Source organism: Sphingomonas sp. P3_C6, assembly GCF_056402595.1.
The window spans coordinates 22,247-35,261 of sequence record NZ_JBFUHB010000001.1 but is presented as its reverse complement, the minus strand read 5'-3'; the positions used below and the strand labels follow the sequence as shown (position 1 = coordinate 35,261).

Here is a 13,015-nt window from a genome sequence, read left to right as displayed (position 1 = left end):
ACGTTCACCACACCGGGGGGTGTCTATGCGCAAGTTTGTAATGATGACGAGAACGATGGTGACGGCGGCGATGCTGGTCGCCGGCTCCGGCCTGCTGCCTGGCGCCGCCTATGCCCAGACGGCGATCGAAGGCCGTGTCGGCCGGCTCGAAAGCGAGATGCGCGCCGTGCAGCGCAAGGTGTTCCCCGGCGGGCGCGACCAATATGTCCAGCCGGACATTACCGCGCCGACCCAGAGCCAGGAAATCCCCGGCAGCCCGGCGGGCAGCCCGGTCGCCGATCTCGATGCGCGGGTGAACGCGCTCGAATCGCAGATGACCGGCATGACCGGCCAGATCGAGACCAACCAGCATCGGCTCCAGCAGGTCGAGGATGCGTTCAACGCCTATAAGCGCACGGTCGATGCGCGCCTGCGGGTGCTCGAGGACAATGCCTCCTCGACCGGCACAGGCCCGGTCGCCGGCACCGGCCCGATGACGGCGCCGCCCGCCGGCACCCTCACGCCGCCTCAGCCGGGATCGAGGCCGCCGGCCACGACGACGCCCAGGCCAGGCGCGACACCCGCAACCGCGCCTGCGCCTTCGGCGGCGACGCCAAGGGATTCGGCGCGGGCACAGAAACTGGCGGCGATCGAGAAGCCGGTCAGCGACGATCCGGCCGAGGACGCCTATCTCTACGGCTATCGCCTCTGGCAGGGGCAGTTCTACCCCGAAGCCGAGGCGCAGCTGAAGAAGGTCGTCGCGACCTATCCCAAGCACAAGCGCGCCAGCTACGCACAGAACCTGATCGGCCGCTCCTATCTCGACGAGGGCAAGCCCTCGCTCGCGTCGATCGCCTTCTACGACAATTACAAGAAGATGCCCGATGGCGAGCGGGCGCCGGACAGCCTCTATTACCTCGCCCAGGCGCTGATGAAGCTCGGCAAGCCGGCCGATGCCTGCAAGGTCTATGGCGAGCTGAGCGACGTCTATGAGGCGAAGATCAGCGCGACGATGAAGGCCGATATCGCCCGTGGCCGGACCGAGGCGAAGTGCAAGTGACCCGCGCCCGCGGGTCATCCCGGCGCAGGCCGGGATCCAGCTAAGCATGTGCGCTTGAGCGCACCGGACCCTGCATCGATCGAGCGGTTTCGAAGGGATTCCGAGGCGGTGCTGGGGCGCATGCCCGAGGCGACCGAGCGAATCGCGCTGGCGGTATCCGGCGGGCCGGACAGCATGGCGATGCTGGCGCTGGCCGCCGCAGCTTTCCCCGGCCAGGTGATCGCGGCGACGGTCGATCACGGCTTGCGGCCCGAATCCGCCGGGGAGGCGGCCATGGTCGCGCGCTGGTGCGGCGGGGCCGGCATCCCGCACGAGACGCTGCGTATCGCCGCACCGCCCAAGACAGGCGACAATATCCAGGCCTGGGCGCGTCAGGAACGCTATGCGCTGCTCCGCCGCTGGGCGGTCGATTCGCGCGCTGTCGCACTGGCGACGGCGCATCATGCCGATGATCAGGCCGAAACTTTCCTGATGCGCGCGGCGCGCGGTGCGGGTCTGTCGGGGCTGGCGGCGGTCCGGGCGCGGCAGGAAATCGATGTGAGGACATCGGTCGCGAACGGGGAAGCGCACTTCCTCTTCTGGCACGCATCGCTGGTGCTGGTCAGGCCGCTGCTCGGCTGGCGGCATGGCGAACTGGTTGCGCTGGCCGAGGCGATCGGGCTGCCGTTCGTCGACGATCCGAGCAATGACGACGATCGTTTCGACCGGACCCGGTTCCGCCGGCTGCTCGCCGGGGCGCCGTGGATCGACCCGGCGCAGATCGGCCGCTCGGCGGCCTATCTCGCTGAAATAGATGCGGATATGGTCGCGATCAGCGAATGGCTCTGGAAAGCGCGGACGCTCCCCGCGAGCGTCTATGAGGCAAGGATCGACGTCGCCGGCCTGCCCCGTGCGGTACGCCGCTATCTCGCCCGGATGGCGATCGAGCAGGTGCTGGAGGCCAGGGGCGGCGCAAAGGGCTGGTCGCGCGCCACCAATATCGAATCCCTGCTCGATGCGCTGGAGTCGGGCAAGGCGGCGACCCAGGCGGAGGTGATGGCCTCGGCGCAGGGCGATGTGTGGCATTTCCGTGAGGCCCCGCCGCGTCGATCACACTGATCAACGAAAGCATGGCGTTGTTCCATTGCCATTAACTTCGCACCGCTTATCTTGGGCGCTGAAAGGTATCCGACACTCATGAACGAGAATGACAAGCAGCCGGAGGGCGGCAACCCCTGGATGAAGAGCCTGTTGATCTGGGTCGGCATCCTCGTCGCACTTGCGCTGTTCGTGACGCTGATCGACGGCCGCACCCAGCCGGCGGCGAGCAGCACGATCCCTTATTCGACCTTCCTCGACAAGGTTTCGGGCGGCACGGTGCAGGAGGTCAACATCGCGGGCGAGGTCATCACCGGCACGCTGAAGGACACCACCAAGTTCCGCACCTATGCGCCGCAGGATCCGCGCCTGACCGATCGCCTTCGCGAGAAGAGCGTCGTGATCACCGCGCGTCCTGAGGAAGGCCCGCCGATCTGGCAGTATCTGCTGGTCCAGTCGCTGCCGTTCCTGCTGTTCCTCGGCATTGCGTTCTTCGTTCTGCGCCAGATGCAGAAGAGTTCGGGCTCCGGCGCGATGGGCTTCGGCAAGAGCCGCGCAAAGATGCTGACCCAGAAGGAAGGTCGCGTGACCTTCGACGACGTCGCCGGCATCGACGAGGCACGCGAGGAACTGCAGGAGATCGTCGAGTTCCTGAAGGACCCGACCAAGTTTGCGCGCCTCGGCGGCAAGATCCCCAAGGGCGCGCTGCTGGTCGGCTCGCCCGGCACCGGCAAGACCCTGCTCGCCCGCGCCATTGCGGGTGAGGCAGGCGTGCCCTTCTTCACCATCTCGGGCTCCGACTTTGTCGAGATGTTCGTCGGCGTCGGCGCGAGCCGCGTGCGCGACATGTTCGAACAGGCCAAGAAGTCGGCGCCGTGCATCGTCTTCATCGACGAGATCGACGCGGTCGGTCGCCATCGCGGCGCCGGCCTGGGCAATGGAAACGACGAGCGCGAGCAGACGCTGAACCAGCTCCTGGTGGAGATGGACGGCTTCGAGGCGAGCGAGGGCATCATCATCGTCGCGGCGACCAACCGCCCCGACGTGCTCGATCCCGCGCTGCTGCGTCCGGGCCGCTTCGACCGCCGCGTGACGGTGCCGCTGCCCGATATCGAGGGCCGCGTGAAGATCCTCGAAGTCCATATGAAGAAGGTGCCGCTGGCCCCCGACGTCGACGCCCGCACGCTTGCGCGCGGCACGCCGGGCATGTCGGGTGCCGATCTCGCCAACCTCGTCAACGAGGCGGCGCTGATGGCCGCGCGGCTCGGCAAGCGTCTCGTCGCCATGGCGCAGTTCGAGATCGCCAAGGACCGCGTGATCATGGGTACCGAATGGAAGTCGCTGGTCATGACCGACGACGAGAAGCGCATGACGGCCTATCATGAAGCCGGCCATGCCCTGGTTCGTGTGCACGAGCCGGCGTCCGATCCGATCCACAAGGCGACGATCATCCCGCGCGGCGGTGCCCTGGGCATGGTCGTGTCGATGCCGGAGCGCGATAACTACTCCTATCACCGCGACAAGATGTTCGCCGATCTGGCGTCCGTCATGGGCGGCCGCGTCGCCGAGGAAGTCATCTTCGGTCACGACAAGGTATCGTCGGGCGCGTCGAGCGACATCAAGCAGGCGACCAAGCTCGCCCGTGCGATGGTGACTCAGTGGGGCATGTCCGACACGATCGGGCCGCTCCAATATGAGGAGCAGCAGGGCGAGACGTTCCTCGGCTATTCGCAGACCCAGCGGCACAACATGTCGAACGAGACGGCGCTGGCGATCGACGGCGAAATCCGCCGCCTGGTCGAAGGTGGCCACAAGCGGGCGACCGAGATCATTACCAAGCATGTCGATCAGCTTCATGCGGTCGCCGGTGCGCTGCTCGAGCTCGAGACGCTGACCGGCGAGGAGATCAAGGCGCTGATCGCCGGCAACTCGATCGACCGCGACAATGGCCCCAAGGCACCGATTTTGCCCGCGGCCGGCACCTCGATCCCGCGCACGCGGCGCCCCAAGGGCCCGTTCGGCAATCCGGCGCCGCAGGGCGCCTGATACCGGGCTTTGAGATTGAAAGGTTCAGGCCGGTGATCGCATCACGCGATCGCCGGCCTTTTCTTTTGACGCGTCGGCGTTGAAGATCGGCGTTCACCTGAGCCTGCATGGGACGGATGGAGGAGGCATGACGAAGCACCGCATCTATTCCGTCAGCGTTGCGAGCGTTTATCCCCATTATGTCGCCAAGGCCGAGAAGAAGGGCCGCACCAAAGCCGAGGTCGATGAAATCCTCTGCTGGCTGACCGGGCACAGCCAGGAGACGCTGGACGGGCAACTGGCCGATAAGGTCAGTTTCGAGGATTTTTTCGCGCAGGCGCCCCGGATGAATCCCGTGCGGACGCTGATCACGGGAACAGTCTGCGGCGTCCGCGTCGAGGCGATCGAAGAACCCGTGATGCGGGAAATCCGGTACCTGGACAAACTCGTCGACGAACTCGCCAAGGGCAGGGCGATGGAGAAGATCCTGCGGGGATAGTGGGGCATGCGGCAAATCGAACCTGCGGCGAGCCAAGGCTCTTCCTCCCTCGCTTCCCCGGCGAAGGCCGGGGCCCAGTTGGGGGACGGCAACGACCGTCGTCGCGCTCCGTTACTTCTGCTTTCCCAACTGGGCCCCGGCCTTCGCCGGGGAGCGAAAAGAAGAATCGATGCGCCGAGGCGCCCGCTCAGCTACGCGTGAGAGCCGGCTGCGCCTTCCCGCGCGAAGGTGCCGGCTTCGCATCCCGCGTCCGCCCCAACTCCTGGCGCAGCGTCGCCGCGATATCGTCGCCCCGGTCGCTGTCGAGCATCGCCTGGGTGAAGGCGATCCGCGCGTCGCAGGCGGCCATGTCGCCGCGCTTGCCGTCAAGCCGGTCGAACAGCGTCTTCGGATCGACGCCAAGCGCGGCTGACGCGCGGCGGGCAAGCATGGCGCCAGTGATGGGCCGCCCCGCCCTGAGTTCTTCCGGCGATGCCGGTGGGCTGGCGGCGATTTCATAAATCTGCGCCCTTGCCCGCTGCCTGATCGGTTCCGGCACCGAATCATCGTCCAACGGGGCCTCGGCCGACGCGCACAGGGCGGGTGCGGTCTTGCGCAGTGCCTTGAGCCGATCCAGCCGGGTGCCCAGCCACTCGACCAGCAGCCGGGTCTGTGCGTCGGGCAATCTTTCGCGGAATGCCGCGTTGACCAGGCCGGCGATGTCGCCATTGGCCCGATCGCGGGTAATGCCGCCGCTGCGATAGCGCACCATCACCGCACCGATGGCGTCGAACAGCGCCGGATTGCCGCGCCTGACCTGGGAAAAGCCCGGGATTTCAGTCTCCATCCGCGCCATGTCGGCCTCGGCGGCGCTGCCGGCGGCACCACCGGGGGCGTTCGACGGCAACGAGGCGCCCAGGGCCGAGAAGAACGCGAGCAACAGCAAGGTGGAGGCGATCACGCGCGACGGCCCGGGGCCGCGATGCGGTGCCCCGACCAGCGGCGCCAGCATGATGGCCGCCAGCGCGACCGGGTAGAAGATCGGCGTCGGCTGCCACAGGCTGCGCAGCCACCAGATACCGCCGGCGGCGGCAAGGCCCGCCACGACACCCGCCAGGATGATCCATTCGCGGTGCTGCCAGAGCAGGTTCTCGATCGCGACCCGGGTCGCCGGCCATGCCGCCAGACGCAGATAGACCAGCAGCGCCGCCATGGTCCCGATCGCGAATGTTTCGGCGGGGGTCAGCTGGTCGAGCGCCGCGAAACTGAAAAAAACCGCCACGGCGACCATGGTCACGCTCCGGCCCAATGCCAGAGGCCCCGGCTCGGTGCGGGGCGCGGCGACATAGGCCCAGGCGGCGACCAGGATGGCGGGCAGCGCGATCAGCGCCGGCCATGACGGGCGCGGCAGCAGCATCGCGATCAGGGCAAGGGCTGCATAGGCGGCGAGCCAGCCTTCGCGCTGCCAGCGCGGAGGGGCCGGCCGCGCCTGCCATCGCAATCGCCACCGCGACAGGGTGAAGAGGATGATCAATGGCGTCGCGAAGCCGATCGCCGCCGTTCCGCCGATCACCCAGGCCTGGCCGACCACGCCCGATCCGGCAACGGCATAGCCGAGCCACAGGGTGGCCAGGAAGACGATCGGGATCATCGCCAGCATGCCGAGCGTCAGGCGCGGCTTGGCGAGAAACCTCTTCCAGCGTTCGACCGATTCGGCCTTGAACGAATGGTGCAGGCCCGGGGCGACGTCGCCATGCTCGCCCAGCAGTGTCTCGACCCCGCCGATCACGTTCGGCCTGAAGGCGGCGATTCGCCATGACCACCAGGCGCCGGGCGGCCGGGTCAGCGAGCGCCAGGCGGCATGATAGGCATGGCTGTGATGGTTGAGCCCCTCGATGATCCGCCATTCGTCGAGCCGGCCGAGCACCACGGAGACCGACCAGCTCACGCCGCGCCCATATTGGCCGTCGCGGCCCCAGCCGAATGCTTCGATCGATTGCAGCAGCACCGCGTCGCTATGCGGAATGGTCGAGGCGAGCAGGTCGGCGAGCCATGGCTCGACATCGTCGCGAACCCGGATCTCACCCATGGCGGGCGATCGGAGGATATCCTTCAACCGTTCTTCGAGCACCGCGTCGGCGGGCCGCCAGGGCCCGCGCAGCGCGGTGTCGAGCCCGTCCATCGCCGCCCGCAGCGCCGCGAGCTCTTCCTCGCGCGCGGCGAGCATCGCATCGATCTCCGGCTCGACACCGGCGTCGGTCGGTTCGGCCATGGTGACGGGCTTTGGGGCAGCGCCCCAGTCGAGCGCGGCCGGTTCCGCTGCCACTTCGCCGGGCCAGCTCTCCTCATGGTCGTCGAACTCGGCCCAGCGCACGGCATAATCATGCTGGTCGAGCGCAGCCTCATAGGCTTCGCGCAGCCGTTTGAAGCCTTCCGGATCGTCCTCGGGCTGGGTGACGCGCAGCTTCTTCGCATAAGCGCGGCGGATGGTGTCGCGGTCGCTGCCCGGGGGAATCTCCAGCAGATCCCACACGCTCTTCACAGGAAGCGCTCGCCCTCGATCCGGTCGAGCGCGTCATGGAATTCCTGCCGCGCATGCTCGACGGCGCGCGGATCCTGCCCGTCCAGCACCCGCTGGAATTGCGAGATCAGGAAATCGATCGCCGCGCGCTCGTCGCCGAGGAAATTCTCATAGCATTTCTCGCCGCGGGCGAGCGCGGCGCGGTTGAGCTCGTCCTCGCGCGGATGGGTCTTGAGCGCGGCCAGGGCGGCACGGCGTTCGGCGACCGCCTGATCGCCGCCGCCTGGATCGTCGTTGATCAGCAACTGGGTCCGCAGCCCGGATTTCTCGACCAGGATATCGACTTCGAGCAGCCCGCTGACGTCATAGGAGAAACGCACGTCGATCCGCTCGCCGGCGGGGCCGCGCGGCACCTTCACCCTCGTCTCGCCGATCTTGACGTTATCGCGCACCAGCCGGCCTTCGCCCTGGTAGATGCCGAACACCACCTCGGTCTGGTTGGCGTGAAGGGTCGAGAAAGTGTGGACCCGGCTGGCCGGGATGACGGTGTTGCGTTCCAGGATCGGCGCGAACAGGCCGTGCTCGAACGCGCCACCGGGGAGCTGGCGGCTTACCTCGACCCCGAGCGAATAGGGGCAGACATCGGTGACAACGACTTCCTTCAGCGCCGAATCGCGCGCCTTCAATCCGGCCTGCACCGCCGCGCCGAGCGCGACCGCCTCATCCGGGTTGACCGTCGCATTGGGGAAGCGGCCGAACATGCGCGCGACCGCGCGGCGCACCACCGGCATGCGGGTCGCGCCACCGATCAGGATGATGTCGGACAGGCCTTCGGGCCGCAGATTGCTGTCGCGCAGCGCCCGCAGCACGGGCTCGCGCAGCCGTTCGATCAGCGCGGCCGCCTGGGTCTCGAACTCGGCCGTCTGGATCTCGACTTCATAGGGCGCATCCCGCCACACGACCCGCATCGTCGCCGACGGGGCAGAGGACATGTCGCGGCGCGCGCGTTCGGTCGCCTCGCGCAGTTTCTGATAGAGCGCGTCGTCGCGCTCGAACGCTTTCCAGTCCTCGGCGAAGCGGGCGCGCATCAGCCCGATCAGCACTTCGTTGAAATCCTCGCCGCCCAGCTGGTTGTCGCCGGTCGAGGCGCGGACCTCGATGATGCCCTCGAAGATCTCCACGATCGACACGTCGAAGGTGCCGCCGCCCAGGTCGAACACGAAGAAGCGCGCCTCCTGGTCGAGATTGTGGATGCCGTAGGCGAGCGCGGCGGCGGTCGGCTCGTTGATCAGCCGCTCGACGCGCAGCCCGGCGATCTCGCCCGCGCGGTGGGTGGCCTTGCGCTGCTGGTCGTTGAAATAGGCAGGCACGGTGATCACCGCCTCGGTGACCGGCTCGCCCAGATACGCCTCGGCGTCTTCCTTCAGGCTGCGCAGCACCAATGCCGACAATTCCTCGGCGCTATAGTCGCGCTCGCCAAGCCGGGTGGTACGCCTGGTGCCCATATAGCGTTTGAAGGCGGTGGCGGTCGCTCTCGGATGGCTCGCCTGGCGGTCGCGCGCGGCGAGCCCGACCAGCAATGTGCCATTGTCGTCGATGCTGACGGCGGACGGCGTGAGCGTCTGGCCGAGACGGTTGGGAATCAGCGTCGCCGCGCCGTCCTTCCACACCGCGGCGGCACTGTTGGTGGTGCCGAGATCGATTCCGATGATCATCGTATCCGTCAGTCCCTGCATCATCCCGCCTGTCGTGATCGCATAACGGCACGGCTCGCGGCGGTGAAGCACCGGATTGCCTGAGGCGGGTCTTTCAGTTCATTTTCGGTTCACGCGATCGGCCCCCATCAACGGGGTACGCGGATGGAGGGGATGGGGATGCGTCGATCGATGATATGGGGCGCGCTGGCGCTGCTGGTCCTGCCGGTGGCCGCCCAGGCTATGACGGTGGACGAATTCCTCACCAAGGCGGCGGCGCTCAAGGCAAAGGGCATGGCGGCGATGCTGTCGTCCGATCTCGGCCTGTTGCGCGGGGAGATAAAGGCGGCCGGCGATTCCTATCGCACGGAGATCGATTCGGCGAAGGCGTCCGGCGCGAAGCCGCGCAGCTGCCCGCCGCCCAAGGGCCAGGCCAAGATCGATTCGGACACCCTGATCGCGTCCTTCCAGACCATCCCGGCCCGGAAACGCATGATGAGCGTGAAGACCGCCTTCTACAGCTTCATGGACAAGCGGTACCCCTGTCCCTGAAGACCCGCGGTCATTTCATCAGGCCGAGCACCAGCAGCAGCATGACGAACGCGACGAGTGCGAAGGCCGAGAAGATCAGCAGCGCCACCGTGCGCCACAGGGCGGATCGCTTGCGCAGCGAATAGGCACCGCGCAGCTGCGCGAACATATGGATTGGCGGCGCGAGCAGCGCGACCCAGACGATCAGGGACCCCGACACGCCGATCGTCGCCGCCAGGCTGAGCACCACCACCAGCAAGGTCATGAAGGACAGCGAATAGGTGACGAAGATCGCGTGGTCGTACAACTGGTAGCGCCGCCGCCACAGGAACAGCAGCGCCACGAACGGCACCGATATGGGGATCAGCGCCCAGGAATATTTATAGGCGCTCGACTGGAGCTTGTAGAGCGCGAGGCCCGGATTGGCCTTGGCCTTCTTGATCCCATGTTCGAGCAGGGGGGCAAGGCCGAGTTTCGACCGGAACTTGACATCGGGTACGGCATCCGTGCCGAGCACCAGTCCCTGTTTGGTGGTGGCGAGCGAGCTGACCACCGCGCGGGCTGCGATCAGGTCGCCGTCCGGGATGCCGTCGTTCCGGTGCGCGGCCTCGGCCTTTTTCAGCTCGATCCTGGCCTTGTCCAGCTGCGCGTCGATCTCAGCGATCTGCGCCTGCCGCTTTTCCGGGCTTACGGCGCCGGGAGGCGCGATATCGCCATCGAAGGTGTGGATCGAGGCGAACATCAGGAAGACGGAGAACAGGAACAGCGCCAGCGGCGATACGAACCGCGCCCGCTCGCCGGCGATATAGCGGCGGGTCAGCGCGCCGGGGTGCGCCACCAGCATCGGCAGGGTGCGCCAGATCTTGCCCTCGAAATGGAACACGCCGTGCAGCAGGTCGTGCCCGATCGAGGCGAGTGAGCGATGGACATGGCCGGCCTGGCCGCAGGCATGGCAGAATTCACCGATCAGTGCGTTGCCGCAATTGAGGCATATGCCATGCGCGGCGCCACCCCCATGGCCCTCCCCGGCATGCGGTTCGACCGCGCGCCCGATCAAGGCTCCTGTGGCGATGTCGCCGGCTGCTTCGATTCCCCCGTTCATGCAGCGCGAATATCATCTTGGCGGGGCAAAAGGCGATAGCGCTTTCGTGCTGCTTGCCGGACGTGGTAGCCACGCCGTCATGCCCGATGCTGAAACCGATTCCACGGCGCTGATCGCCGATATGGGCCGCCGCGCCCGCGCTGCCGCCCGCGTGCTGGGCGGCCTGTCCAGCGTCGTCAAGGCGCGGGCGCTCGATTCGGCTGCCGAGGCGATCCGCGAGGCTGCGCCGGCGATCGCCGCCGCCAATGCCGAGGACATGGCGCGCGCCGAGGCCGCCGGCCTTTCGAATGCGATGCTCGACCGGCTCATGCTCGATGCCGGGCGAATCGAATCGACCGCCGCCGGTGTCGCGGCGGTCGCCGGCCTGCGCGATCCGGTCGGCCAGCTGATCGACGAGAATCGCCGGCCCAATGGCATGGTGCTGCGCCGCGTGCGGGTGCCGATCGGCGTGATCGGCATCATCTATGAAAGCCGCCCAAACGTGACGGCCGATGCGGCGGCCCTGTGCATCAAGTCGGGCAATGCGGTGATCCTGCGCGGCGGATCGGAAGCGATCGGCAGCAATCGGGCGATCCACGCGGCGCTGGTCGCCGGGCTGGAGCGCGAGGGCGTGCCGGGCGATGCCGCGCAGCTGGTGCCGACCACCGATCGAGCTGCGGTCGGCGCGATGCTCCGGGCGGAGGGCGCGATCGACCTGGTCGTGCCGCGCGGCGGCAAGAGCCTGGTGGCGCGGGTCCAGGCCGAGGCGCGGGTGCCGGTGCTCGCGCATCTCGACGGCATCAACCATGTCTATATCGATGCCTCGGCCGATCGGGCGATGGCCGAGGCGATCACCGTCAACGCCAAGATGCGCCGCACGGGCGTGTGCGGCGCGATGGAGACGTTGCTGATCGATCGCGCCTGGCCGCACGCGGCCGCGCTGGTGACGGCGCTGGCCGATTCCGGCTGCGAGGTGCGCGGCGACGCCGCGATCCGCGCGCTGGTGCCGACGGCGGGTGTCGCCGAGAATGCCGACTGGGATACCGAATATCTGGAGGCGATCGCTTCGGTCGCGATGGTCGATGGCGTCGACGGCGCGATGGCGCATATCGCCGCCCACGGATCGCACCACACCGACGCGGTGGTCGCCGAGGACGAGGCGGTGGCCGACCGCTTCCTTGCCGGCGTCGACAGCGCGATTGTGCTGTGGAACGCCTCGACCCAGTTCGCCGATGGTGGCGAATTCGGGCTTGGCGCGGAGATCGGCATCGCCACCGGCCGCCTCCACGCCCGCGGCCCGGTCGCGCTCGAGGGGCTGACGACGTATAAGTGGATCGTGCGCGGCACCGGCCAGACCAGGCCGTAGAGCGGGCGGCCTTCGCCGGGGAAGCGGCTATACATCGCCACGATCTTCGCCGGCTTATTTCAATAGACCCATTGCCGCTCCTAAGGGCGATACGCATATCCCCGGCGCCGATGGGAGTGGCACCGACGAAGGGATTCCAGCATGCGTTATAATCCGCTCGGCCGCACCGGCCTGTTCGTCTCCGAGCTGTGCCTGGGCACCATGACCTTCGGCGGCGAGGGCTTCTTCGCCTATATGGGCCAGGTGCAGCAGGACGAGGCCGATGCGCTGCTCAAGGCCGCGGTCGATGCCGGCGTGAACTTCATCGATACCGCGAACGTCTATTCGCAGGGCCTGTCGGAGCAGATCACCGGCCAGGCAATCAGGAATCTCGGCCTGACGCGGGAGGATGTCATCCTCGCCACCAAGGTGATGGGGCCGATGGGCGACGGGCTCAACAACCGCGGCAATTCGCGCGGGCACATCATGGACCAGGTCAAGGCGAGCCTGACCCGGCTCGGCACCGATCATATCGATCTCTACCAGATCCATGGCTTCGACGCGGCGACGCCGATGGAGGAGACGGTGCGTGCGCTCGACGATCTCGTCCGCCAGGGCCATGTCCGCTATGTCGGCGTATCCAACTGGGCTGCATGGCAGATCGCCAAGGCGCTCGGCATCGCGGAGCGGCTGAACGCGGCGAAATTCCAGAGCGTGCAATCCTATTACACCATCGCCGGCCGCGACCTGGAGCGCGAGCTGGTGCCGATGATGACGTCGGAAGGGCTCGGCCTGATGGTGTGGAGCCCGCTCGCCGGCGGCTATCTCTCGGGCAAATATCGCGGAGGCGACACCGAAGGGCGCCGCGCCACGCGTGCCTTCCCACCGGTCGACGAGGCGCGCGGCGAAAGGGTGCTCGACACGCTCGAGCCGATTGCGAAGGCGCACGGCGTCTCGGTCGCGCAGGTCGCCCTCGCCTGGCTGCTCCACCAGCCGCACGTCACCAGCGTGATCGTGGGGGCGAAGCGGCAGGACCAGCTCGACGACAATCTCGGCGCGACGAAGGTCGTGCTGAGCGCCGAGGAGCTGGCGACGCTCGATGCGGTGTCGAAACTGCCAGCCGAATATCCCGGCTGGATGCTCGATCTGCAGAGCGCCTATCGCGACGGTGCGCTGAAGCAGCCGCCGCGCGGGTGAGCTTGTCTCCCCTGTATTCGATGTATA

At 67.4% G+C, this 13,015-nt stretch carries 10 protein-coding genes; 7 read left to right on the top strand and 3 right to left on the bottom strand.

All coding sequences use genetic code 11. The annotated features are described in order from the left end of the window. Nucleotides 1–25 precede the first annotated feature (25 nt). The 4 genes from AC1DT7_RS00165 (at nt 26) to AC1DT7_RS00150 (ending at nt 4,640) form a co-directional block, all read left to right on the top strand. On the top strand, nt 26–1,039 hold the full coding sequence (locus AC1DT7_RS00165) for a hypothetical protein (protein ID WP_478033404.1): 1,014 nt from the start codon (nt 26–28) through the stop codon (nt 1,037–1,039). Between the two features lie 54 nt (nt 1,040–1,093). Continuing rightward, nucleotides 1,094–2,137: a tRNA lysidine(34) synthetase TilS gene (tilS, locus tag AC1DT7_RS00160; RefSeq protein WP_478033403.1), complete on the top strand. Its 1,044-nt coding sequence runs from the start codon at nt 1,094–1,096 to the stop codon at nt 2,135–2,137. A gap of 78 nt (nt 2,138–2,215) precedes the next feature. Further along, the gene (gene ftsH, locus AC1DT7_RS00155) at nt 2,216–4,162 is read left to right on the top strand and encodes an ATP-dependent zinc metalloprotease FtsH (RefSeq protein WP_478033401.1); all 1,947 of its coding nucleotides are present in this window, start codon (nt 2,216–2,218) and stop codon (nt 4,160–4,162) included. A 79-nt stretch (nt 4,163–4,241) separates the two neighbouring features. After that, complete coding sequence (locus AC1DT7_RS00150) at nt 4,242–4,640, top strand: DUF2200 domain-containing protein (RefSeq protein WP_478033399.1); 399 nt, start codon at nt 4,242–4,244, stop codon at nt 4,638–4,640. 187 nt (nt 4,641–4,827) lie between these two features. On the opposite strand, the gene AC1DT7_RS00145 is transcribed toward AC1DT7_RS00150, so the two are convergent. Beyond that, a complete protein-coding gene (locus AC1DT7_RS00145) occupies nt 4,828–7,161 on the bottom strand; it encodes a J domain-containing protein (protein WP_478033398.1) in 2,334 nt (777 codons plus the stop codon). Beyond that, nucleotides 7,158–8,876 carry an Hsp70 family protein gene (locus AC1DT7_RS00140; protein WP_478033397.1) on the bottom strand — a complete coding sequence of 573 codons (1,719 nt, stop codon included), beginning with the start codon at nt 8,874–8,876 and terminating at the stop codon, nt 7,158–7,160. Before AC1DT7_RS00140 ends, AC1DT7_RS00145 begins: the two co-directional genes overlap by 4 nt. A gap of 138 nt (nt 8,877–9,014) precedes the next feature. Between AC1DT7_RS00140 and AC1DT7_RS00135 the strand changes: the two genes are divergently transcribed. Then, entirely contained in the window at nt 9,015–9,386 is a 372-nt protein-coding gene (locus AC1DT7_RS00135; protein ID WP_478033396.1) for a hypothetical protein, read from the top strand. A gap of 10 nt (nt 9,387–9,396) precedes the next feature. On the opposite strand, the gene AC1DT7_RS00130 is transcribed toward AC1DT7_RS00135, so the two are convergent. Next, the gene (locus tag AC1DT7_RS00130) at nt 9,397–10,467 is read right to left on the bottom strand and encodes a DUF3667 domain-containing protein (protein WP_478033395.1); all 1,071 of its coding nucleotides are present in this window, start codon (nt 10,465–10,467) and stop codon (nt 9,397–9,399) included. 79 nt (nt 10,468–10,546) lie between these two features. Here AC1DT7_RS00130 and AC1DT7_RS00125 point away from each other — a divergent pair, with 79 nt between their 5' ends. Then, on the top strand, nt 10,547–11,812 hold the full coding sequence (locus AC1DT7_RS00125; protein ID WP_478034224.1) for a glutamate-5-semialdehyde dehydrogenase: 1,266 nt from the start codon (nt 10,547–10,549) through the stop codon (nt 11,810–11,812). A gap of 141 nt (nt 11,813–11,953) precedes the next feature. Next, nucleotides 11,954–12,988, top strand: a complete 1,035-nt coding sequence (locus AC1DT7_RS00120) for an aldo/keto reductase (protein ID WP_478033394.1) — start codon at nt 11,954–11,956, stop codon at nt 12,986–12,988. The last annotated feature ends 27 nt before the right edge of the window (nt 12,989–13,015 follow it).